Genomic DNA, 24724 nt, shown 5'->3' with positions numbered 1-24724 from the left:
TTAGAGCCTATTGTCGCTTTGCACGCTGATATTTCGCAGGGCTAAGGCCAGTGACCCGCTTAAAGGCGTGTGTAAAGGCACTTTGGTCGTTGTAAGCCAGGAAATTGGCGACATCTGCCAGGCTTAGTTCGCCTGCCTCGAGGCAGTTCCTGGCCATTTCCACACGCACTTGTTCAAGTTCGTCCCGAAAACTGCTGCCCTGCTCCTGCAGGCGCCTTTGTAACGTCCGCGTGCTCATGAACAAGCGGCGTGCAACCTCGTCCAGCGAGGGCAAACCGGCGCTGACCGATTCCTGAATGGCCTTTTGCAGCCCCACAATGGATTCATCACCCGCTTTCACCTGCTTCAACAACAATTGAGCCTGCTGGTCCAACATGCTTCGCATGACATGGTCCGGCGATTTCAAGGGCGTTTCAAGCAAACTGGCGGGCCAAACCACCTCGGTGTACTTGCCGCCAAAAGCCACAGGGCAATTGAAGAAAGCATCAAAATCCACTTTGTTGACTGGCTCAGGATTAATAAACTGGACACGGCGCGGATGCACGGGCTGTGCAATCAAATGGTTGGTGAATGCGAGCAAAACCCCGATGGCCACCGAATCCACCCAATGGCCCGGGCGCCCACGCTCGGCACCCCAACGCAAAATAATTTCATCATTCTGAAAGGTCACAGCCAAGGCATTGACGCTGTACACCAGGTTTTCAAATTGCTGCAAACGGGCAAAGGCCTCTCCCAAATTGTTGCAACAACTGGCCACGTAGCCCAACAAGCCCATATTGGCCGGGCGCACATGGGCAGCGATCTTAAGCGGCATTGCGGGGTCTTGAACTTGTTCATGGGTCCACTGCAACATGGCTTGCCATTCAGACACCGAAATGCGATTCAACTCACCCGCCAAGGGGCGTGCAAACGGCATGCGCTCAGCCACCGCAGGGTGAGCGCTGGCCAACCAGTCAAACAGCAGGTTGACGTAGCTTGCCGAGATGTGTCCGAGATTAGAGTTTCGGTTCATTATTTGACAATAAGTATTGTCAGAAGAGTTTTACCTGTTCTATGCTAGCGCGTATTCAACACAACAACCTCAATAATCAGAAACCACGCCATGAAAAAACACGCCACTGCAATCAAGCGACTCACAACCCTTTTGGCAAGCACCGCACTTCTTGGCTTGAGTGCCTGTAGCGTTCAGGCGCCTGAAGGTGAAATTCAGGGCGCGGCTGGCCTGGCCATTGCCGCAGAACGTGCCATTTCAGGACTGGAACGCAAAGTACTTCAAATCGACGGCTTTGTGGTGCCTTACTTGCAAGGCGGTCAAGGTGAACCCTTGGTATTGATTCACGGTTTTGGCGGATCGAAAGACAACTTCAACCGCGTGGCCTACTACTTGACCAATCACTACACGGTGTATTCCATCGACGTACCTGGTTTCGGTGCCTCGACACGAGACATGAACGCCGATTATGTGATCAACACGCAAATAGACCGGGTACATGAAATTATCGAAAAGCTGGGTTTGCAAAAAACACACATCGGTGGCAATTCCATGGGCGGGTGGATCAGTGGCGCTTATGCTGCCAAGTACCCCGACAACGTGGCCTCAGTGTGGTTCTTGGCCCCCGCCGGTTTGCTCGAGTCGCGAAAATCGGAAGTGATTCAGAAGTTTGAGCAAACAGGTGAAATCGTGCTGACCGCCAGCAACCGGGAAGAGTTCGAGAAGATCGTGGACATTGTGATGTACGAGCGCCCTGCTTTTGCACCAGGCTTTGTGGTGGATGCCATGGCCGCCCGCGCCGCAGCCGACCAACCTTTGCACCAGCGAATTTACAAAGATTTCAAATCGGTACCCTCTGACCTGGCGACGGCCTTGTCTTCATCCAGTTACAAAGGCCCAGGCCTGATTGTTTGGGGCAAGGAAGACCGCGTGTTGCATGTGGATGGAGCCGCAGAACTAAAAACTGCAATGCCCGGATTTGATGTGACGCTGATGGACAAGGTTGGCCACGTACCGATGATGGAAAAGCCTGAACAGGTGGCAGCAGACTACGTGAAGTGGCGAGAGTCGATTGTTGGCGCGAATTCACAAAAATAAGGCTTGATCTCACAATATTTCTTGCCAAACTCCGCGCACAATTCAAAACATCAAAAAACCAAAACGCGGAGACAAACGCATGGAACAGTTGATCAGCCAGGCAATGCCCACATTCAATTTGCTGTTCGGCCCCAACCCCGACTGGAAGCAGGTTTTTTTAACGCTGCTTACACCTTTGTTTTTAGGGGCCACGCTTGTTGAATACCTGTATCTGAAAAGGGTCGGCAAATCATTTTTCTTCAAGAAAAATGAGGTGATCACCAACATGCTGTTAGGTGGTAGCTACCAGGCCATGGAACTGGTGTGGTTTGCACTGTTTGTATCGGCTTTCATGGAATGGATCTACACGTTCCGAATTGCCACCATCGAGGTCACCCCCCTTAGCTTCGCTGCCCTGGTCTTCGGCATCGAGTTTTGTTATTACTGGTTTCACCGTGGCAGCCACCGCGTGCGCTGGTTCTGGTGTGCCCATGTGGTTCACCACAGTGGCGAGAACATGACCACCACCACCGCCATGCGTCAAAGCCTGTTTTATGCGGTGAACCTGCACCAAATTTTCTGGGCGCCCATGCTGATCATCGGCTTCCCCGTGTGGGCTGTATTGCTGGCCTATGGCATCAACCTGGGTTACCAATACTTTGTGCACACTCAGGCTGTGAACAAGTTTCCAAAGTGGTTTGAGTTGATTTTCAACACACCCAGCCACCACCGCGTGCACCATGGGCGCAACGCCGAATACATCGACAAGAACTACGGTGGCGTACTCATTATTTGGGATCGTATTTTTGGTACCTTTGAACCCGAAATTGCGTCAGTGGACTACGGCATTGTCCGCCAGCCCAAAACAAACAACATCTGGACACTGAACACACACGAATGGCGTGACATGTTTTCAGATGCACTCAAGCCAGGCCCATTGTGGCAACGCGTCAAACACATCTGGGCCCCACCCGAGTGGGAACGACCTGGCCTGAGCGATCAGTCCAACCTGCGCGACAAAACCATTTAAGCAATCTTCTCGTACTACAATGGGTAGAACCTAAGAAGGACTACCCATGCGCAGAAAACCACTAAATACCGCTTCCCGATCCAAACTATCCAAGTACGCCAAACCCTTGGCGAGCCTGGCCATTCTGCTTGCCGATGCAGGCAGTCGCCTTGAGCGGCGTTTCTGGAAAAAAAAGCTGTTTGCTGCGTTGGCCCCAATGCTGGAAGGCAGAAGTGACACCACGTTGATGCAAACGCTGGACCACCTGTACAACACCAACTACCGGGCGTACGACGAACTGGCTTTTGCCATTGAAAACACCGTGGAAAGCCCGGAACTTGGTCAGGAAGAAGACATTCTTTTGCTGGCAGCTCCAGTGCTGGCTTGGTCAACCTACAACATTCCTTCAGGAAAAATTGAAGAAGCCACAGTGGCTGAATTCACGGCCCTGCTGCAGAAAAATGTATTGTCTGATCACGCGCATTTGGTGCTCACCAACATGCTGTTCAGCCCCGATCAACTGCCGGAAAGTTACACGGCGGCGGCCGAACTGGCTCGGCAATTGGGACAAGCTGCAATTGACCGTGTCAAAGTGCGAATCGACACTGAAAACCTGCCCGCCACGCAAAGTTTTTTGAGTGATGTTCGGTATTTAATTGGTGCAATCTCGGTGCCAGCCGGCCAACCTGCATTCAAATGGCAGGTGGAAGCACACAGCAATGGCACCCTTCTTAGCAAAGAAGAAGTACTGGTGAACTGGCGCTTGACCGGCGGCCAAGCCTTGCAAAAAATCATGCCTGGCTGCCTGCTTGAACTGATGTTGCCCAACGGTCTTTACAACGCTTGCCGGGAGGCTGAAAAAGAAGCACGCGCCTATTCCGTTCGCGCCTCTGCAGCTTTTCTTGAAAGTGCGCTGGATGTACCCACTCAAAAAATTCACGCCAGCGTGGGTGCGTTCGTTGACCGTGGAGAAATTGAAGAATACCGAATTGGTTTTTCTGTCGAAGGCAACAGCGACATTGTGCACGGCGTGGTTTGGCCATTGATTGGCGAAGAGTATGGCAACGAACCCGATCCCGTGTATGAAAAAGACATTGAAAGTGAACCCGACAACCCGGTCATTCGCTCCAAAATTGAAGCCCTTCTGAAGGAAGTCGGTATTCGGCAAATCAAGGTGCTGGAAGAACGTTTCCCGCTGGAGTACTGTGAAGATTGCGGATCGCCTTTGTACCCCAATCCGGAAGGCGAATTGCTGCATGCGGAACTGCCCGAGGACTCGGAATTGCCCAACAGCATGCACCTGCATTGAAATTAAAAGTTTTGTAATTCGGTGTCGAAATTTTTCGGCACCTCACGAAAGGGAGAAACAGGTATGTCAACCCTGAAGCATTCAACACTTGATACGTTCACCACCCAAACCGGCCTGAATGGCCAGTTTTACAGCCTTCCCAAACTGGCTGAATCGGGCTTTCCCAACCTGCAGCGCCTGCCCGTATCAATTCGCATCGTGCTTGAATCGGTATTGCGCAACTGCGATGGCAAGAAAGTATCTGAAGAACATATTCAGCAACTGGCCAACTGGCAGCCACAAGCCAAACGCACCGATGAAATTCCCTTCATCGTAGCGCGTGTGGTTCTTCAAGACTTCACCGGTGTCCCGTTGCTGGCCGACCTTGCAGCAATGCGCAATGTGGCACACGACATGGGTCAAAACCCGAAAAAAATTGAACCCTTGGTGCCTGTCGATTTGGTGGTCGACCACTCCGTGATGATTGACCACTTTGGTACAGCCGATTCACTGCGCCAGAACATGGAAATTGAATTCCAGCGCAATGGCGAGCGTTATCAGTTCATGAAATGGGGTATGCAGGCCTTTGATACCTTCAAGGTGGTGCCCCCCGGCATTGGTATTGTTCACCAGGTCAATCTTGAATATTTATTCCGTGGCGTGCGCAGCGCGGTAAGGTCTGGCGAGGAAAACGAAAACACCGTGTACTACCCCGACACCCTGGTGGGCACAGACAGCCACACCACCATGATTAACGGTGTTGGCGTTGTAGGCTGGGGCGTGGGCGGCATTGAAGCCGAAGCAGGCATGTTGGGCCAACCCGTGTACTTTTTGACACCCGATGTGGTGGGTGTTGAATTGACCAACGCCCTGCGTGAAGGAATTACTGCCACCGACCTTGTGCTGGCCATTACCGAGTTGCTGCGCAAGAGAAAAGTGGTGGGTAAATTTGTTGAATTTTACGGTCCTGGTGCAGCCAGCCTTTCCGTTACAGACCGCGCGACACTGGCCAATATGGCACCTGAATACGGTGCCACCATGGGCTTCTTCCCGCCTGATGCAAAAACTGTGGAATTCATGCGGAAAACAGGTCGCACAGCCGCAGAAGCAGACCGCTTTGAAGCTTACTTCAAGGCGCAAGGCCTGTTGGGTATGCCCGAACCCGGCGCGATTGATTATTCCGAAGTGGTGACACTTGATCTCGACAGCATAGAACCCTCACTTGCGGGGCCAAAGCGTCCACAAGACCGGGTGTTGTTGAAAAACATGAAACAGCAATTCAACACGCTGTTTTCAGAGCCCATGACCGCCAATGGTTTCGGCAAAGACTCAGCAACACTGAATACACGCTACCCCACCGGGCTGAACAAACTGGAAATTGGACACGGCGATGTACTGCTTGCAGCGATCACCAGTTGCACCAACACCTCCAACCCAGGGGTTATGTTGGCAGCGGGCTTGCTGGCCAAGAAAGCGGTCGAAAAAGGTCTGAAAATTCAACCACACATCAAAACCTCGCTGGGTCCAGGCTCGCGCGTGGTAAGCGATTATCTGGAAAAAACAGGCCTGCAACCTTACCTGGACAAACTGGGATTCAACGTGGCTGCTTATGGTTGCACTACCTGCATTGGCAATGCGGGCGACCTGCTTCCTGAAATCAACGACACCATTTTGAAAAACGATGTGATCGGTTGTTCCGTGTTGTCGGGCAACCGCAACTTCGAAGCGCGTATTCACCCCAACTTAAAAGCCAACTTTTTGGCTTCACCCCCTTTGGTTGTTGCGTACGCACTCAGCGGCAAAACCAATATGGACATGACCTCTGAGCCAATTGGCACAGGAAGTGACGGAAACCCCGTCTACCTGCGGGACATTTGGCCCAGCAACGCGGAAGTGAATGAATTGTTGCCCACTGCACTGGATGCACCCACATTCGTGCGCCTGTACAGCAATTTCACCGAGGGCCACGACCTGTGGAACAACGTACCCGCCCCCGAGGGGCAGGTGTACCCTTGGCCACAGTCCACCTACATTGCCAAGCCTCCGTTCTTCGATGAATTTGGCATGCAACCCTCTAAGGTGGAAGCGATTCGCGGCGCAAAACCCTTGTTGATTCTCGGTGATTCAGTGACCACCGATCACATTTCACCTGCTGGTTCGTTCAAGCCCACAACCCCTGCAGGCCAATACTTGCAAGAACACGAAGTGGCGCAAAAAGACTTCAACAGCTACGGCTCACGAAGGGGCAATCACGATGTCATGATTCGCGGCACTTTTGCCAATGTGCGAGTGAAAAACCTGATGATTCCGCCCGATGCAAACGGCAATCGGATCGAGGGTGGCTTTACGGTCAAAGACGGCAAACAAACCACGGTGTACGACGCAGCCATGGAATACATTGCGCAAGGTACACCCACCATTGTGCTGGCCGGCGAAGAATACGGCACATGCTCGTCCCGTGACTGGGCTGCCAAAGGCACCCAATTATTGGGCGTGAAAGTGGTGGTGGCCAGAAGCTACGAGCGCATTCACCGCAGTAACCTGGTGGGTATGGGTGTGTTGCCCTTGCAGTTTTTGGACGAGGACTCCATTCAAAGTTTGAAGCTGGACGGCAGCGAAACCTATGATGTGATTGGGTTGGGCGAGAACACAGCACCGCAAGCCGAACTGGTGCTGCGAATTACCCGAGCTGACGGCAAGGTGCAAGATGTAAAAGTGCTAAGCCGAATTGACACGCCCATCGAGGTCGAATATTACAAACACAGCGGCATTCTGCCGTTTGTATTGCGGGAGTTGCTGGGGGCGTAAAGCGGTATTTAGCCCTTGTTACTTCTCGCCTGCTTCGCACCCTGACGAATCAACAAAAGGATAGGTACCAGCGCGATCATCACAATCATCAGCGCTGGTACCGCTGCTTCTGTCAAACGTTCATCCGAGGCGAACTGATACGACCGCACAGCCAGGGTATCGAAATCAAACGGCCGCAACACCAAAGTGGCTGGCAACTCTTTGATGACATCGACGATCACCAGCAACATACCGGTGGCGACCGATCCCTTGAGCACAGGCAAATGTACGTGCCAAAGCACCTGCCTTGGCGTTCGACCCAAGATGCGGGCCGATTCATCAATGTGTTTGGTAATTTGCTGCAAGCCAGAATCAACCGATTGCAAAGCAGCCGACGTAAACCGCACGTTGTAGGCATAAACCAATGCCAGAACGCTGCCCGTCAAAGCTGGCACCTGCCAACCCATGTCGTAAGTAAAGCGATCCACAGTGGCCAAAGGCAACAAAATGGCAATAGCCAAAATTGCTCCGGGCACACCGTATCCAAGTGAAATCAAACGGTAAATGGCAGTGACCCACCACACTTGTGCCTGCCGTTTTACATAAGCCAAAAATACTGCAAGCACCACAGCCACCATGGCTGCCATACCGCCCAGCAAGGCGGAATGATAAGCCCACCTCAAACTATTGGACCAATCAATTGATGTGTCTACATCCACCACCAGTGCCAGAAGTATCAGAACTGGCAACACAAAACCCAATACAAAAGGCATGACCGATAAAAATACAACCCACGCTGCTTGAGCGCCCTTCAACCGTTTGCGCTCTATCGCGCTGCCCTTGCCCGACTGCGTGTAAAACTGCGCACGGCCCCGTGCTTTTGACTCGAACACAATCAGTGCCAGCATGACCGCCAGCAACATCACAGCCAACAGGGCCGCGCTTTCACGATCACCCAGATTCAGCCAGGTATTGAAAATTGCCGTGGTGAAGGTGCGCACGCCGAAGTAGGACAATGCACCGTACTCCGCCAAGGTCTCCATAAGCACCAAAGTAAGGCCAACCACCCAAGCCGGTCGCGCCACGGGCAAACCAACCTTCAGGAACGCGCTGGTTGCGCTGTGGCCCAAGGAGCGGGCTGCATCCAGCATCGAGGGGCTGCGCCCCAGAAATGCAGTACGTGCCATGATGTAAACATACGGATACAAGACAAAACTGAGCACCAAAATTGCGCCAGTGGTGGATCGAATCTCGGGAATTCTGAATTCACTGCCCAAAACTTCCCGCAGACTGCCGGCCAGCCAGCCAGAATACTGAAGTGCGTCTGTATAGGCATATGCAATCACATACGAAGGCATGGCCATAGGCAGCAACAACAACCATTCAAGCCATTTACGCCCTGGAAACTCATGTGCAGACACCCACCAGGCGGGCAAGACACCCATGGTACTGGTCAAAATAACAACACCTATACACAGGTAGATTGTTTGCCCAATAAGGTCGGGAAGAATGGTACTGGCCAAATGCGTAAGCACCTGAGGAGCTTGAAACAGACTAAAGCCGGCCAAGCCAAATAAATAGACGAACGGCAGCAACAGCAGCAAAGCCAGTAGCGCTATAGAAATGCGACTTCTTAACCCCAGAGTAAACAAACCAACCGCCCAGACATGGCAAAATAGAAGTGAGAATGATTTTACTTTAAGTTCATGCAGATCACCGGAACCCAAGGTGAACTGCGTGGTAATCAGACCACGGCGCCACAGAAAAAATGAAACAATCCACAGCCCTGAGCATCAATGAATTGAGCATTCTGTACCCAGGGGGCAGTGCCCCTGCCGTTCGAAATGTCAGTTTTGAACTGGCTCAAGGTGAAATTGCTTGTTTGCTCGGCCCCTCCGGTTGCGGGAAAACCACCCTGCTTCGCGCGATCGCGGGGTTTTTGATGCCCACCCAAGGCAATATTTTGCTGAAAGGTGAAAAAGCCAGCGAACCGGGTAAAGTACGCAGCCCTGAGAACCGCAATGTGGGCGTCGTTTTTCAGGACTATGCCCTGTTTCCCCACCTTACCGTTCGAAAGAATATTGAGTTTGGATTGCACAAACGAAGTGAGCAGGATAAGCGCAATCGAAGTGGTGAACTGCTGGCATTGATCGGTCTTGAGGCCTTGGCCGACAGATACCCCCACGAACTTTCGGGCGGTCAGCAACAACGCGTTGCGTTGGCACGCGCCCTTGCACCCAAGCCCACATTGATCTTGCTCGACGAGCCTTTTTCCAACCTTGACGTCGAGCTGAAAGAGCGCCTGACATTTGAAGTTCGGGAAATATTGAAAGCGGAGAACATGAGCGCCATTTTGGTAACCCACGACCAACATGAAGCCTTCAGCATGGCAGATCGCATCGGCGTGATGCACGCCGGTGAGTTGCAGCAATGGGGATCGTCTTACAGCCTCTATCACCAACCCAACTCACGCATGGTGGCTGATTTTATCGGTCAAGGTGTGTTTTTACCTGGCAAGAAAACTGAACAAGGTTTGCAAATTGAATTGGCTCATCTTCGTTTGACTGAAGACCAGCTTCCCGAAAGCGACGAGTTTGATGTGTTGATTCGTCCGGATGACATTATTCACGATGACGCCAGCCCGATGCTGGCCAAAGTGGTCCGCAAGTCTTTTCGTGGTGCGGATTTTCTATACACCCTTGAGCTGGAAAGCGGTGTGCATGTGTTGGCCTTGGTACCAAGCCACCACAACCATGCAATAGGCGAACCCATCGGGATCAAGCTGGAGCTTGATCACGTGATCACTTTTGACAGGATTTAATTATCCCAGGTCGGATGATCCTGGGCCACTGGTAGGCAAGCCGCCATCTACGTCGGCATTGCTGGCTGTAGAACTGATCGACGAGGCACCACCCGCAGACGCAAAAAGCTCGGAGGCTTCTTGAATGCTATTGGGGCTGGAGAAATCCAGTGTGAGCGGGAAGGCTTCAGGGGAGGTAAACAGCGCGTCCAGCGTGGCCGCAAAAGCCAGGGAATGAGAACTTCCAGCCAATTCGGGCTGAGCAAACAAACCTGAATCTATTTGCATGGAAGTTAGCAATGAGTCGACATCAAATGCGGACACCTCTTGTACCGCATTGTTTACCTCATTGGACAACTCACCAAACACGTCTTGGCTCAAAGTGTTCAAGTCAAGCACCTGTGCTTGAATATCGGCGATAAGCTGAGTCAACTCCGAGTGACTGAGTTCGCCATCCAAAGCATGCTTCACGCGCGGCATGACATCTAAAAGTTCAGAGTTCAAGGCTTCAAAGGACACTTGTTCATTCATGGTGTTCAGAATTCCTGCAGAATCTGCGTTGGCAAGCAAGGCCGGGTCTACGCTGGCCAGACTTGACGAACTTTCAAATACGCTGACATCACTGACACAAGCCTGAGAAATGCTTCGCAGTTCGCCAAATCCGAGAGACGGTGCGCTGGAAAACTCTTTGGGATCCAGACCATCAGCCGAGGAAAAAGCAATTCTGGACGACGCAGCAGATGGTTCGTAACTGTCAAAAAACTCAATCGTCGCTCGACTGACAGGGTCGCGCAATTCTCCAGCGGAGTAGCTGAGATCGGTCTGCACTGACAATTGAATGACGGAATTTGACATAAACCCAATTTTTTTGGTGACGTTCTACCATTTTATACGATAGGCCACTCAAATTGGATTCAAAACTACCCCCCATCAAAAAAGGGGGAGAGTTTTATTTATTTTGATCCAGAGAACCCAGCAATCCGTCCAAAGCACCGCCCTCGGTGCCAGCACTGGAAGATATTCCACTGCTGAGTGAATCCAGCAAGCCAGAATCAGATTCACTTGAAGAGCTACCCAACCCAGACAGCAGGCCTCCGCCATCAGTGATCGGCTCCAGTATGGGATCCAGCAAGGGATCGGTGATGTCGGTGACCGGGTCGGTGATGTCGGTGATGGTATCGACAATTGGATCAACAACCGGGTCGGTGATGTCGGTGATCGTATCGACAATTGGATCAACAACCGGATCGGTGATGTCGGTGATCGTATCAACAATTGGATCAACAACCGGATCGGTAATGTCGGTAATCGTGTCGATGATTGGATCAACAACCGGATCGGTGATGTCGGTAATCGTGTCGATGATTCCTGTCACCGGATCAGCGATCGGAGACAAATCCAGATCTGGCAAAGACCCAACCAACGATGCAATGTCATCGAATGTTGAATCAAGATTCAACAAGCTGTCGAGCTGAGGGTTGGCGCCAACATTGATTGTTCCCAACAGATCGGTCAAAACAGTTGAAACTTCCCCGGCATCTTGGAAAATATTCAAACCCAAATCGCCGCTTGGCAACCCGGTTTGTGAAGAGACCTGGCTTTGAACATCGCCACTCAGGTTATCGAACACGGGTTCGAAAGTACTGTTCAACAGATTAATTTGATCCAACACAGAATCAATGGCTGCTTGCAGACTCTCTGGGCCGGGGTTTTGATCCGGACCAGCGATCAGGCTGTTCAATGCCTCATCCGGGTTTATTCCACCACCGCCTTCCAGCATGGCCATCAGTTGCGCGAATTCGGCTGAAACAGGCACCATCGAACCATCAGAATTGGCTACAGGCTTTAACAGGGGGAAATCAGAGACATTTGAATCATTCGGCACTTGTACCAACGCTTTGTTACCCAAGCCCGCCAAATTTGCCGATTCACCCACCGATGTTTTACCAAAGGTAACCGGAGCAGCACTGGCCACTTGTGCAGCCATACCCATTGCACTGGACGCACCACTTATATCAGCCGCCGCAACGGCGCCCAACAAACCAGCACCTGAATAGGCAGGCGATAAACCCGAAAATCCGCTGCCCGCGCCGGGCGAAGTGGAAAACTGATTTTTTGCAGCATTACCGGAAAAACCAGTATTGGCACCCAAACCTTCGAAATCAGATGTATTAAGAGTCGACTGGAGAAACTGCATGTTCAGCGCAGAGGGATCGGCGAGCTGCTGTTCAGCGCGCTCAACAGCCAAATCCTCAGCTGTACTCTTGGTGTTTTGAATGTCGTCGCCCATTTTTGTCGTTCCTCTGGGAATCGCCCCGTTCACGCCAGTTTCTCAGGGTTTGAACCCTGCGAATGGATGAATTAAGGCAGTAAAGTGCCCCTGTTTTCACAGTGTGGGCACTTTACCTACAAAAATCAAGACTTTACCGATAAAACCGAGGGTCTAGAACGGGTGCTGGCTTCAAGCTCGGACGCAACTCTTTTTCTGCTGCGCTACCCTGCACACGGCTACGCTCCGAACTTTTTTCGATTTCCAGCCGTTGCGCCGGTGTGAGAACAAAGCCAGCGGCCTTTTCCACCTCGGTTTGACTGACATCCAAACCAAGCTTCTCGGCAATTTTTTGATCCGCTGGGCTGCTTGCAATATCAGCCGTGTCTTTCAAGCTGCTTTCCAATCGCTCACGCTCGGGGTTTTTTGAGAAAAACAACTCGAACCAGTCGCCCTCTGCACCTGCAGTCGGCATCAACAAACCCATGGCATGCATCAAACGGAAACCTGCATCTCTCGCATCAAATACTGCATTGATGTACGCGATCAACACGTTGAAATATTCAACTTGCGCATCCAGCATCACGATCACGGTTTCGCGACCAAAATCACGAAGGCGTTTACGATTCTTGAATACCTGCAAGGAATCTGCATAAGCGCCACGCAAAGTAACCGAACGCGATTGACCTGCGTTCCACTTGCCCCATTGAAAACGGACACTTTCCTCAACCCGCAACCGGGCAGCAGCAAGCTGGGCGCGTCGTGTATCAATTGTGGCGGCGGCCTGGTTAACACGGGCCACCTGCTCGCCGCCAGAGAACGCGCTGTATTGCAAACGCAAATTCACCGAACTGTCGGTTCTATCACCAGTAAACGGGTCAGGCTCACCAAAAAATTGCTGAATACCGACCAGGTTTAAAGAGGGATACAAGCTCGCATCTTCGGCCGTGTAGTTGTGCCGGGCTTTCACAATCTGACTTTCAGCGACACGAATTTCCGGATTGGAAAACAAGGCTTTGGTAACGGCCTCATCCACCAACTGCGGCAACATATTGCGCTGAATCTCCAATTCTGGCACGTTGTACCCTTCCGGATACACACCGAAGTAACGGAAGTAAGTGGCGCGCGCCTCTTCAAACTGCCCCTCAAAGTTCACCAAACGGTCTCGGGTCACGGCCAAACGTGCCTTTGCGAACTGCGCATCGGTGACACCGCTGCCGCCCAATTCAACCCGGCGTTCTTCCAAGGCCAACAACTGCGCAACTGCCGCCTCTGCCGCACGTGAAGCCTCAACCAACAAGGCATTGCAAGACAGGGTGCTGCTGGCCAGAAAGCTTTCAAGCACCACATCTTGAATCGTTCGTACGAATTGCCCATCGGCAATTGTTCCGTCCGTCTCGGCTGCTTTCACCCTCGCGGTAATTCGACCTGCGGTGTAAATGGGTTGGGTAACCGTGATATCGGTCGATTGCCGGTTGGTTACAGTTGAGCTGGAGCTTGCATTTGCCCCCACAGTAATTTTTGGGTAATAGGCAGCTCTGGCGCCATCCTCAATAAACTGCGATGCATTCACATTAATGCGAGAAGTAACAATTTCAGGGTTGGTTCGCAACATGTTCAGAAAGCGAATTTTGGTGAGCTCTTCCTTGCTCATCTTTGCGGCTTCGGCAGGGGCAATTCGGCGGGCACGAAACTCATTGTTGTCGTTGCCCACATTGGCGGAGGGTTCTTCACGCTCGGGCAGGTCTTGCGCACCCACTGGAAATGCAAGAAGGCCCGCAAACAGCACACACAGTGCTTTGCGAGCCCATACGCCCCCCTGGGTCATGTCCAATTGTTTTGTCATGTGTTGCTTTATGGTTCTCTGAAGGCTTCTTGCTTCAGCTTCAATACAGGTTTTAACAAATAATAAATAAAGGGTTGTGAACCCACATTAATGTCTACTTCGGCAGTCATACCCGGAGAAATGCGCAATGGCGCATCGGGGGTTCCAAAAAACGCTTTATCGGTGCTCACGATCAAACGATAATGTGGGCCGGTTTCCTCGGTTCCTGGGTCAGTATCTGCGGCAATTTGGGTGACCTTGCCCGGCAACGTGCCATAACGCAAGAAATCGTATGCAGAAACCTTCACTTCTGAAGCCTGATCCATCGTGACATAACCGCGATCGGCAGGAGAAAGTCTGGTTTCTACCACCAATACCTCGTCTACGGGAACCACTTCCATAATCGGTTCGCCCTGTCGTACTACGTTACCCACGGCCTGCAATTTCAGGTTTTTAACGACACCGTCAATCGGTGAGCGGATTACCGCACGGTCACGCTGATCACTGGCACGATCAATTTCATCTTTCAAACTGGCAAGCTGGCGTTCAAGCGTGGTTAATTCATCTGCAGCCCTGCGGCGGAACTTGCCATCTTCTTCCACGCGGCGGGCACGGCTTTGCCCAACCGAGGCCTGCGCCGACGCAATGGTTTGGCGCATCGATGCAATTTCGGCAGTCAGGCTGTCATAATCGCGTTTCTTGGTTAGATACTCCAACTGCGACACCAAGCGCTCACGCACAAGTTCGCGGGTAATCTCCAACTCGCGCAAGGTAGTCACCGAACGGTTCTCCAAGCCTTCAAGTTTGGCCTGCAATTCGCCTACTTTGCCTTGATTACCCAGCATTTGGCTGTCATTAACGCCCAAAATACCATTCAACTCGGTGATTCGCGCAAGATAGGTCGCCTGCTCAGTGCGGTACAAATCGGGATAATCCGCAATAATTTCTGCCGGATACTCTGGCGCTTTGCCTGAGGCCTCGCCCAGCAAACGCGCACGACTCATCTCAAGCGCGGCCCGGCGGCTTTTCAACTCTTCGATATTGATACCCGAAGTCGCCAGGTTCAGTTGAACCAACATTGCACCTTCTTTGATCACGTCGCCTTCTTTGACAGCCAATTCCTGAACAATACCGCCTTCCAGGTGTTGAATACTTTTGACGCGACTTGAGGGGATAACCTTACCAGGCGCGGTAACCACCTGATCAACACGAATAAACAAGGAGGCAAACAAAGACAGGGCGATCAAACCCAGTGCAAATCTGCTTTTGGTGTCAAAACCGCCGCCGTTGGGCTTGTACAAGGCTGGCACTTCATAGGGCTTCAGATCATTCTTGCCGACTTCGGCCAAAGCATTGTTGGACTTCATAATTTCTCGACCTTCGCTCATTAGGCTTGAGCGGCCTTACCGCCCGCATCAGTATTCGCTTGCCCTGCTTGTCCACTGGCTCCCAAAGTCTGCTTTGTGGCATCGGAAGAAACCTGCGACGCCGCCTTGGGGGCCGCTGGCACTGGTTTCGGTACAGAAATACCGTACAACAGCTTCAACATTTCGGGTGTGGCACCCACATGCAACTTGGAGGCCTTGTCCAGATAAATAATCTTGTCGCAGATGGACATCAAGCGAACCGAATGCGTCACCATGATGATGGTTTTAACAGTGGCCAAACTTTTGAACACGGCCATCAAGTGGGTTTCAGCGGCAAAATCCAGATCGTTTGTTGGTTCATCGAGCAACAAAACTGGTGCGTCAGACAAGAAAGCCTGGGTAATCGCAACCCGCCGGCGTTGCCCACCCGACAAGCGGTTACCGCCCTCGCCCACCTGTGTCATGTAACCATCAGGCATCTTCGCAATAAACTCATGTGCACCTGAACGTTTGGCGGCCAGCAAAATTTGCTCGTCGCTCGCGTCGGGGTTGGACCGGCGCAGGTTCTCAACAATGGTGCCTTCGAATAGCTGTGAAGTTTGGGGCAAAAAGCCGATCCACTTGGCAAGCTCTTGGCGGGAGAACTGCGACAAATCGTATTCGTCGAGCAGTACTCGGCCACCTTGCGGTTCATACAAACCGCGCAGCAATTTGAGCAAGGTTGATTTGCCGGCACCGTTGTCACCGGCCAAACCGTAAATACCTCGGGGGCCAATCTGGGCTGACACCGATTTCACCACTTCCTTTTGTGCACCCACGTGCTGGTAGCTTACGTTTTCCAAACGCAAGGCACCCGAAGGCATGGGCAAGTTCAACCCGGTGTGCTGTTTTTCTTCATCCGACGCAAACACCTTATTCAGGCGGTCAGTGGCTTCGCGGGAATGTGCAATTGAACGCCAATGTCCCGTCAACGCAGCCAAAGGACCAATGGCCTTTGCAGCCAACATATTGGATGCAATCAAACCACCGACGGTCATCCACTGGTTGATCACGGCATAAGCGCCTACGGCGGTAATGGCCACGTTCACACACAGCATGATGGAAACGGACAGCTCGCGCTGGTCTTCCATTTCGCCATTTTTCTGGAATGACTCTTGAACCCAAGAGTTGTAGCTCGAGACCCATGCGCGTTTGGCAGAATCGTCCTGAACCAGGCTTTTGATGGCTTCGCGGCCGCGACAAACCTCGGCCAGCACCTCATCGCGTCGACGGGCGCGCGAGAACTCTTCCACCCTGCGCTTTCTGAACTCACCCGAGCTATACCACGAGAGCGCTGCCAAGCACGCCAAACCAATCAGCACCACAGGCAAGACAGGCAATGCAATGGTCGCAATCAAACCGATGGCCAAAATCGCAAACGGCAAATCCAAAATGGTCATGGCAACCGCGCCACTCCACACAACACGCACGGTGTCCACATCTTTAAACAGGGAGTACCAAGCGGCAGTTGAACGTGCCTCAAGCTGCCGCAATGGAATCGACAGAATTTTATTCATCAATTTGCTGGCAATTTGCCCGTCGATTTTGACCGCAGCCACGCGTAAAACGCGAGCGCGGAACGAGCGCAAAATAAGGTCGGCCGCCAGCAAAATACCCATACCGATCAACAGAGCGGTCAGAGTATTAAGACCAGAGCGATAGATCACCCGATCGTAAACCTGTAAAGCAAAGACCGCTGGAAACAGGGCCACCAGATTCACGAAAATAGACAGCAGCGCCGCACGCTTTAACAAAGGCAAAGCAGTGCGTATAACGCCCTCAACGGTTTTGGAGCTCGATGCCTCAACGACGCCTTCATCTGCGTTGGCGTCGCCAGACTTCTCAGCCTTCAGCCCGAAATTCCAGAGCGCTTCAAGCCTTTCTTTGAACAAATATTTAACCGACATTGCGAGTTCCTAGGTTATGCAGCGCCCGCTGAACCAGCCATGCGCAACTGTTGCGCCTTGAGTCGTTCGAGCAATACCAAATAGGAGGCAATCAGACGAACGACTGCAGGGCGCATGCCCGCCAGTTGTTCACGAGTCAATTTGGCAAGCGGGTTTTCCAATCGGGTCTTGGCATCGGGTTGCGCATCAATGGCACGGCACACGCGCTCAAATACGTGGCTGAGCGCAGCATCGACCTCTGCCTCGGACATGGCTGAATACAGCACCTGCGGCTTGGTATCAATCAAACTCAAGCGCTCCTGCCAACCCAACACAGACTTGGCCAGTGTCGGGTCCAGTCGTAACTGCCCTTCAAACGCGGTGCGTTCTGCGCCGCGCATTACACCGAGTACATAATCAGCGGCCAACCAGTTTTTGTCATCGTCCGTCATGGAAACCCCCTATGCCAGATATCCGGATTGCTCAGCATCCTGGCGGCGTGAATTGCCCGCAGCCAGCGTTGCCAAACCTTCGGACTGAAATTCGTCGTATACAGTTTTCAATTCGATCAAACCCCTACGCACCCATGTTTTAACGGTACCCAATGGCACATTCAGGTGCTCAGAGATCTCTGCATGGCTCATGCCATGCGTGTAGGCCAAAGTGAGCACTTGCCTGTACTTGCCCTCAAGGCGTTGCACACACGCCTGCATCACTCGGCTGGTTTCTTTGTCATCCGTGCTGGTGGAGTGTGCTTCAAAAACCAATTCGTTGGGTTTGTCGTCCTGATCAGAAAACTGGTCAAGAGAAATTGAATTCACGGTATGGCTTTGTTGCGCCAGCAGGTCCAGCGCCCTGTTTCTGACCACTTGGTGCAACCAGGTTTCTGGCGCAGACAGCTTGTTGTTGAACGTGTGCGCGTATCGCCAAAGGCGAATGTAGGCGTCCTGGAGTACATCTTGAGCTAGCCCAGGCTCCCGAACAATGCGCAACGCGACTGCAAACATCTTTCTAGACGTGAGTTGATACAGCTCCTCAAACGCCTTTCGATCGCGATTTGCAATTCGTTCAATTAAAGAAGCGAGTTCTTCTCTCAACCTGGCTGTCCCCGAGATGAAGCCATTTGTGTGTTTGATACGTCCTGATACTGTTAATTTACAGTCGGGCCGGACTTTGGATTCGTCAAAAAGGCCAAGTTTTACTGCTCAAACCACTGAATAGGGCCACCTAACTTGGGGGATGTAACTCTTAAGTATCCCCTAGCTAAGGGATACTAGCAAAAGTTCTGATTCCAGAACAGTGCTTGCACTGTCTATTTGCTTACATAGTCTACCGAAATGCAATCCCCCCCAAACTAATTAGCCCGACTGAAATTACCTACAGACGCTTGAATCCAAAATTTATTGCCCGAAGTACAAATCGAATGAGTGGCAACCAAAACAAATTCCAATAGCGGGGCGAACAATGACCTTAATACCGAGCTGGCCAAGCCAGCCACACATGGGTGGGACTATGAAGAATGACAAGGGCTTGGCAGGTCGACCACTAACGCCTCGGGAAACGGGCATACAAAGCACCACCCCAGGCAGAACAATCAGCCTTCAGCCGATGTTCGTAACCAATCGAACAACCCTGGAAGAAATTGACAATCACCTGGCCAACGCAGAAACGCGAATAGTCGTGATTACAATTGAAAAAGGCAACCGACACGGAGAGGCCGTCGTTAGCCACATCGGCGCAACCTATTCCGACGTTCGCGTGGTTCTCGTATGCGAAGGCAACGCCCAAGATATTTTGGCCATGGCGTTCAAACCAGGCGTATGGGCTTGCGTTGGCCGTCAATCATCCGTAGAAACCCTTCGCGAAGCGATTGACACGGTGGCTGCGGGCGCACGTTACGTGGCACCCGAACTGGTGAGTAACAAAACATCCTCACCATATGGATCTGGCGAGCAGCAAGGCCTGGGAAATCAAATCAATCCATTGGCAGACCAGGACGAAGGCGCACAACTGACTCGTCGTGAACGACAAGTGCTTACGTTGATCGCCCAAGGCCGTCCACGCCGCGAAATCGCGGAATTGCTGAAGGTTTCACCCCGCACCATCGACGCGTACCGCGCTCGTTTGCTGCAAAAGCTGAATCTGGATTCCAGCGTTCAACTGGTGAAATATGCAATTTCTGCAGGCATGGCCACTTAAGGTAATCTGCAACAGTTAAGACCAGAAACCCCGCTGAGCAGCGGGGTTTTTTGTTTGTGCGGCTAAAATACCGTATTAATGCAGATCCTTTAAATCACCCATGAATAAAAAAGCCCTGGTACTTTTCTCCGGCGGACAGGACAGCACGGTGTGCCTGGCCTGGGCACTGTCTAAATTTGCGCACGTAGAAACCATCGGCTTTGACTACGGACAGCGCCACAGGATCGAACTGGAATGCAGGCTTACCGTACTTGAGAGAATGCGCGAACAGTTTCCCGAGTGGTCCCACAAGCTGGGTGAAGACCGGGTGATTGACCTGAGCTGGCTAGGGCAAATTTCCGATTGCGCACTGACCGAAGAGCGCGAAATTGAGTTGAATGAAACCGGTTTACCCAACACGTTTGTGCCAGGGCGTAATTTGGTGTTCTTTTTGATCTCCTCAGCCGTAGCCTACCGCAGGGGTTTGTCTACCTTGGTGGGTGGCATGTGCCAAACCGATTTTTCAGGCTATCCCGATTGTCGTGAAGACACGCTAAAAGCGCTACAAGTTGCCACCAATCTGGGTATGGCCAGCACCTTCCGGTTTGAAACACCGCTCATGTGGATTGATAAAACCGAGACTTTTCAACTTGGCGAACAGTTGGGTGGCAAGAAACTACTCGAAATCATCCTTCGCGACACACACACCTGCTACACAGGCGATCGAACCCATGAACACGACTGGGGTTTCGGCTGCGGAGAATGCCCAGCCTGCGACTTGCGCAAACGCGGGTGGAAAAACTACATTTCACAACAGAATCAATAGCTTGAAAGTAAAAAAGCAAACACACCGGAAACCCTTGACTGGCTTGGTTTTGCCCAATTTTTAAGCAGCAGAAAAATAAATGAAATTATTTTGCAAAAACGTTTGACACAAAAATTTTTCTTGCTATAATTTCGTTCTCTCAACGACGTCACGTTGTTGAAATGCGGGAATAGCTCAGTTGGTAGAGCGATACCTTGCCAAGGTATAGGTCGCGAGTTCGAGTCTCGTTTCCCGCTCCAAATTCCTAAGGGGAAGTGATACACTTCCCCTTTTCTTTGCCCGCCATATTTTGGTGGAACACCCTTGGCGGGGTGGCAGAGTGGTCATGCAGCGGACTGCAACTCCGTGTACGCCGGTTCGATTCCGACCCCCGCCTCCAAGTTTTCAAGCCATCAGCCCGGGTGGTGAAATTGGTAGACACAACGGACTTAAAATCCGTCGCTTACCGTAAAAGGGGCGTACCGGTTCGATTCCGGTCCCGGGCACCACAGGCAACACTCTTCACACATTCAATCGCGCGTACAATAGCGCATTGCGTCTAGAACAATCTCAAAGAACCACACCGTGACTCGCCGAATTCTTGTTACCTCTGCCTTGCCGTATGCAAACGGCGCCATTCACCTTGGCCATCTGGTTGAATACATTCAAACCGACATCTGGGTTCGCTTTCAAAAAATGCAAAGCAACGAGGTGTACTACGTGTGCGCCGATGACACACACGGCACGCCCGTCATGCTGCGTGCGCAAGCCGAGGGCATTAGCCCCGAGGAATTGATTGCCCGGGTCAGCACTGAACACCAGCGCGACTTTGCCAGCTTCCATGTGGGCTTCGACAATTACTATTCTACCAATGCGCCCGAGAACAAGGCCCATTGCGAAACCATCTACACACGCTTGCGCGATGCGGGGCTGATTCAAACCCGCTCTGTAGAACAGTTCTACGACCCAGTCAAAGAAATGTTTTTGCCCGACCGCTTCATCAAGGGCGAATGCCCAAAATGCGGCGCGAAAGACCAATACGGCGACTCCTGTGAAGTGTGCGGCGCCACCTACCAGCCCACGGAACTGAAAAACGCTTACTCCACAGTGTCGGGAGCGGCGCCCATTCGCAAAAGCTCCGACCACTATTTCTTCAAGCTGTCTGACCCGCGCTGTGAGAATTTTCTGCGTCAGTGGACTCAAACCCCAGGGCGATTGCAAGTAGAAGCCAGCCGCAAAATGCAGGAATGGCTGGGTGAAGAAGGCAGTGGCAAACTTGCAGACTGGGATATTTCACGCGATGCGCCCTACTTCGGCTTTGAGATTCCCGATGCACCGGGCAAATATTTCTATGTGTGGCTAGATGCGCCTGTCGGTTACTTTGCAAGCTTCCAGAATCTGTGCGAACGAATCGGCGTGGACTATCAGGAATTCCTGAAAGCCGACACCAAAACCGAGATGATTCACTTCATCGGCATAGACATTCTTTACTTCCACGCCCTGTTCTGGCCAGCCATGCTTGAATTTGCAGGCCTGCGCACCCCAACCAAAGTGAATGCGCACGGTTTCCTGACTGTCGATGGCGCAAAAATGAGCAAAAGCCGAGGTACGTTTATTACCGCGGAAAGCTTTATCAAGCAGGGTTTGAACCCGGAATGGCTGCGCTATTACTTTGCTGCCAAGCTGAATTCAACCATGGAAGACCTGGACCTGAGTTTTGCGGATTTCACCGCCCGCGTAAACAGCGACCTGGTGGGCAAGTACATCAACATTGCCAGTCGCAGCGCAGGCTTTCTAGTCAAAAACTTTGAAGGTCGTGTTCTGGATTCAGCCATGCAGCACCCACTGCTTGTGGACATTCGTGCGCAAGCGGCCGCAATCGCCACCCATTACGACGAGCGGGAATACGGCAAAGCCATTCGCGAGGTGATGGCATGCGCCGACAAGGTGAATGCCTATGTGGATCAGGAAAAGCCTTGGGAATTGGCCAAGAACGCTGAAAAACAGACAGAACTGCAAACCGCCTGCTCCATTTGCCTTGAAGCATTTCGCCTGCTGACCCTGTATTTGAAACCTGTGTTACCCGTGTTGGCCGGCAATGCCGAGAACATATTGGGCGTGGCCCCGATGACTTGGGCCAGCGTGAACACACCGTTGAACACCACAATACCTGTACAGGCCTTCAAACACTTGATGCAACGTGTATATCAAAAGCAAATTGACGCCTTGATTGAGGCCAACAAACAATCGTTGGCACCCGCCGCACCTGCTGCACCTGCCCAAGCGAAAACTGAGACAAAAACCATCTCAGGCGAATTCATCAGTATTGATGATTTCACCAAAATCGATCTGCGAATTGGATTGGTCAAAGAATGCAAGGCTGTTGAAGGTTCTACCAAGCTATTACAACTCACTGTCGATTTGGGCGAGGAAAAGCCACGCAATATCTTTTCCGGTATTGCCGCGCACTACCAGCCCGAGCAACTCAACGGACAATACGTGGTCGTGGTCGCCAACCTGGCACCACGCAAAATGAAGTTTGGTGTGTCTGAAGGCATGGTTTTGTGTGCCGCATCAGATGACGACCGTGCATTAAGCACCCTGACGGCCCTGGGCAAGCTCACCCCGGGAATGAAAATCAGCTAAAAGGAAAACATGGCCGCACCCCAGTTTCTGAAAACGCTCAAGCCATTCAAGCCACGAATCGGGGACAGCTTGAGGGGATACAACTCCCAACGTTTTCTGAAAGACCTGGGTGCCGGCATCACCGTGGGTGTGGTTGCCCTGCCCTTGGCCATGGCCTTTGCAATCGCCAGCGGGCTTGAACCACAAACAGGCCTGTTCACCGCGATCGTGGCGGGTTTCATCGTCTCGGCGTTTGGTGGTTCCAGCGTTCAAATCGGCGGCCCGGCGGGCGCCTTCATTGTGGTGGTGCTTGGCATCGTCAATCAATATGGCGTGGCCAATTTGATTGCCTGCACACTCATGGCTGGCGCGCTGCTGTTTCTCATGGGCTTAACCGGACTCGGAAGCCTTGTTCGACTAATTCCAGTCAGCATTGTGATTGGCTTCACCAACGGCATTGCCGTGCTTATCGCGCTGTCACAAATCAAAGACTTTTTTGGTTTGAACATTGATGTGACACAAGGCAATTTTTTTGAAAAAAACTGGGCACTCTTACAAGCCATACCTGGCCTGAACTGGTCGGCATTCATCCTGGCCAGTTCAAGCCTCGTGTTTCTGTTTATGTGGCCCAAATTGTTTGCAATGCATGGCAAAGGTCGCACACAGGGCACATTTCCCAAAATTCTTCAAAGTGTTCCTGGCTCAGTCATACTCTTGGTAGCGGGCACACTGATTTCATTCAGTCTTGGACTCGATATAGAAACCATCGGCAGCAAGTTTGGAGAAATTCCCCGGAGTCTTCCCACATTGGCCCTGCCCTCCATTGAACTGGCCAGCATTCAAACGTTAATTGGTCCCACATTGACCATTGCATTTTTGTGCGCCATCGAATCCCTGCTGTGCGCCCGCGTGGCCGATGGCATTACTCACGAAAAGCACGACCCCAACCAGGAATTAATGGCCCAGGGCCTGGCCAACATTGCCTCACCCTTGTTTGGCGGCATGCCCGCCACCGGCACCATTGCACGTACAGTCACCAATATCCGCTCGGGCGGTAACTCACCGGTCGCAGGCATTGTTCACGCATTCACCTTGCTGCTGATCATGTTGATTGCCGCCCCGCTTGCATTTCACATTCCGCTGGCCGTGCTGTCGGCCGTACTCATGTTCGTGGCTTACAACATGGGCGAATGGCGAGAATTCCCAAAGCTGAAGCAATACACCACCGTATACAAAGTGATCATGCTGGCCACCTTCTTGCTCACGGTGATTGTCGATCTGACCGTTGCGGTTCAGGTTGGACTTGTTTTGGCTGGCGTGTTCTTTATTTATCGAGTGTCTACACTGACCGAGTTCATCCCGGTTTACCTGAAAGACGAAGACCGGGCCAAAGGAATCACCGCTTATAAAATCTATGGTTCCCTGTTCTTCGCTGTGGTTGAGAAAATTGAAAACCTGATACTGCACACGGGCAAATCCACCAAGACCCTGATTCTGGACCTTCACCAGACCATTTCAATTGACACCACCGCCCTTGAATGCCTGGAAGAACTGAATGCAGAGTTGCAGCGTGCCGGGCATACCCTGATATTTTGTGGCCTGAACAGCCAGGCTTTGTCCCTATTCAAACGCAGCGGTTTTATGGCCCAATTGCAGGCCGGGCAAGTTCAAGACGACTTTTCTGCTGCCATGGCACATGCGCATGCAATTTCTTTCGAGGATCAGGCTGGCGCCTGATAAAATAAGAAAATCCTTTTAAACCATTTATTTGGCACACC

At 52.0% G+C, this 24724-nt stretch carries 18 protein-coding genes and 3 tRNA genes; 12 read left to right on the top strand and 9 right to left on the bottom strand.

The genetic code is table 11. The features are described from left to right. Nucleotides 1–7 precede the first annotated feature (7 nt). A complete protein-coding gene (locus P0D43_RS09445) occupies nucleotides 8–1012 on the bottom strand; it encodes an AraC family transcriptional regulator ligand-binding domain-containing protein (protein WP_394672270.1) in 1005 nt (334 codons plus the stop codon). Between the two features lie 90 nt (nucleotides 1013–1102). Between P0D43_RS09445 and P0D43_RS09440 the strand changes: the two genes are divergently transcribed. The 4 genes from P0D43_RS09440 to acnA all read left to right on the top strand — a co-directional run bounded on the left by P0D43_RS09440 (nucleotide 1103) and on the right by acnA (nucleotide 7173). Then, nucleotides 1103–2089: an alpha/beta fold hydrolase gene (locus P0D43_RS09440; RefSeq protein WP_394672269.1), complete on the top strand. Its 987-nt coding sequence runs from the start codon at nucleotides 1103–1105 to the stop codon at nucleotides 2087–2089. 79 nt (nucleotides 2090–2168) lie between these two features. Beyond that, on the top strand, nucleotides 2169–3098 hold the full coding sequence (locus P0D43_RS09435) for a sterol desaturase family protein (protein WP_394672268.1): 930 nt from the start codon (nucleotides 2169–2171) through the stop codon (nucleotides 3096–3098). A gap of 46 nt (nucleotides 3099–3144) precedes the next feature. After that, nucleotides 3145–4386, top strand: a complete 1242-nt coding sequence (locus P0D43_RS09430) for a DUF2863 family protein (protein WP_159568678.1) — start codon at nucleotides 3145–3147, stop codon at nucleotides 4384–4386. A 63-nt stretch (nucleotides 4387–4449) separates the two neighbouring features. Further along, nucleotides 4450–7173, top strand: a complete 2724-nt coding sequence (gene acnA / locus P0D43_RS09425; protein ID WP_394672267.1) for an aconitate hydratase AcnA — start codon at nucleotides 4450–4452, stop codon at nucleotides 7171–7173. 8 nt (nucleotides 7174–7181) lie between these two features. Here acnA and P0D43_RS09420 read toward each other — a convergent pair whose 3' ends face one another. Then, complete coding sequence (locus P0D43_RS09420; RefSeq protein ID WP_394672266.1) at nucleotides 7182–8609, bottom strand: ABC transporter permease; 1428 nt, start codon at nucleotides 8607–8609, stop codon at nucleotides 7182–7184. Between the two features lie 311 nt (nucleotides 8610–8920). Between P0D43_RS09420 and P0D43_RS09415 the strand changes: the two genes are divergently transcribed. Next, nucleotides 8921–9973, top strand: coding sequence for an ABC transporter ATP-binding protein (locus P0D43_RS09415; protein WP_394672265.1), 1053 nt, complete (start codon nucleotides 8921–8923; stop codon nucleotides 9971–9973). On the opposite strand, the gene P0D43_RS09410 is transcribed toward P0D43_RS09415, so the two are convergent. The 7 genes from P0D43_RS09410 to P0D43_RS09380 form a co-directional block, all read right to left on the bottom strand. Continuing rightward, the gene (locus P0D43_RS09410; protein WP_159568681.1) at nucleotides 9974–10807 is read right to left on the bottom strand and encodes a hypothetical protein; all 834 of its coding nucleotides are present in this window, start codon (nucleotides 10805–10807) and stop codon (nucleotides 9974–9976) included. 94 nt (nucleotides 10808–10901) lie between these two features. Further along, the gene (locus P0D43_RS09405; protein WP_394672264.1) at nucleotides 10902–12242 is read right to left on the bottom strand and encodes a hypothetical protein; all 1341 of its coding nucleotides are present in this window, start codon (nucleotides 12240–12242) and stop codon (nucleotides 10902–10904) included. Between the two features lie 133 nt (nucleotides 12243–12375). Continuing rightward, entirely contained in the window at nucleotides 12376–14067 is a 1692-nt protein-coding gene (locus P0D43_RS09400) for a TolC family protein (RefSeq protein ID WP_394672263.1), read from the bottom strand. An 8-nt stretch (nucleotides 14068–14075) separates the two neighbouring features. After that, on the bottom strand, nucleotides 14076–15413 hold the full coding sequence (locus tag P0D43_RS09395; RefSeq protein ID WP_159568684.1) for an HlyD family type I secretion periplasmic adaptor subunit: 1338 nt from the start codon (nucleotides 15411–15413) through the stop codon (nucleotides 14076–14078). A 20-nt stretch (nucleotides 15414–15433) separates the two neighbouring features. Next, on the bottom strand, nucleotides 15434–17359 hold the full coding sequence (locus P0D43_RS09390) for a peptidase domain-containing ABC transporter (protein WP_159568685.1): 1926 nt from the start codon (nucleotides 17357–17359) through the stop codon (nucleotides 15434–15436). Nucleotides 17360–17373: 14 nt separating this feature from the next. Beyond that, on the bottom strand, nucleotides 17374–17790 hold the full coding sequence (locus tag P0D43_RS09385) for a hypothetical protein (RefSeq protein ID WP_159568686.1): 417 nt from the start codon (nucleotides 17788–17790) through the stop codon (nucleotides 17374–17376). 9 nt (nucleotides 17791–17799) lie between these two features. Next, complete coding sequence (locus P0D43_RS09380; protein ID WP_256366099.1) at nucleotides 17800–18435, bottom strand: RNA polymerase sigma factor; 636 nt, start codon at nucleotides 18433–18435, stop codon at nucleotides 17800–17802. Between the two features lie 415 nt (nucleotides 18436–18850). Here P0D43_RS09380 and P0D43_RS09375 point away from each other — a divergent pair, with 415 nt between their 5' ends. The 7 genes from P0D43_RS09375 to P0D43_RS09345 all read left to right on the top strand — a co-directional run bounded on the left by P0D43_RS09375 (nucleotide 18851) and on the right by P0D43_RS09345 (nucleotide 24683). Further along, nucleotides 18851–19537 (top strand): response regulator transcription factor, encoded by a 687-nt coding sequence (locus P0D43_RS09375; protein WP_159568688.1) that lies wholly within the window; start codon nucleotides 18851–18853, stop codon nucleotides 19535–19537. A 100-nt stretch (nucleotides 19538–19637) separates the two neighbouring features. Further along, the gene (gene queC, locus P0D43_RS09370) at nucleotides 19638–20342 is read left to right on the top strand and encodes a 7-cyano-7-deazaguanine synthase QueC (RefSeq protein ID WP_159568689.1); all 705 of its coding nucleotides are present in this window, start codon (nucleotides 19638–19640) and stop codon (nucleotides 20340–20342) included. Nucleotides 20343–20505: 163 nt separating this feature from the next. After that, a tRNA-Gly gene (locus P0D43_RS09365) sits at nucleotides 20506–20581 on the top strand. A 66-nt stretch (nucleotides 20582–20647) separates the two neighbouring features. Continuing rightward, nucleotides 20648–20721 (top strand) — tRNA-Cys (locus P0D43_RS09360). Between the two features lie 16 nt (nucleotides 20722–20737). After that, nucleotides 20738–20830, top strand: a tRNA-Leu gene (locus P0D43_RS09355). A gap of 76 nt (nucleotides 20831–20906) precedes the next feature. Beyond that, nucleotides 20907–22967 (top strand): methionine--tRNA ligase, encoded by a 2061-nt coding sequence (gene metG, locus P0D43_RS09350; RefSeq protein ID WP_394672262.1) that lies wholly within the window; start codon nucleotides 20907–20909, stop codon nucleotides 22965–22967. A gap of 9 nt (nucleotides 22968–22976) precedes the next feature. After that, a complete protein-coding gene (locus P0D43_RS09345) occupies nucleotides 22977–24683 on the top strand; it encodes a SulP family inorganic anion transporter (protein WP_394672261.1) in 1707 nt (568 codons plus the stop codon). Nucleotides 24684–24724: the final 41 nt, after the last annotated feature.

It is taken from the genome of Limnobacter sp. (assembly GCF_043511195.1).
In the GTDB taxonomy this organism is placed as follows: domain Bacteria; phylum Pseudomonadota; class Gammaproteobacteria; order Burkholderiales; family Burkholderiaceae_B; genus Limnobacter.
The sequence above is the reverse complement of the archived record's forward strand: the minus strand, read 5'-3'. Positions and strand labels throughout refer to the sequence as shown.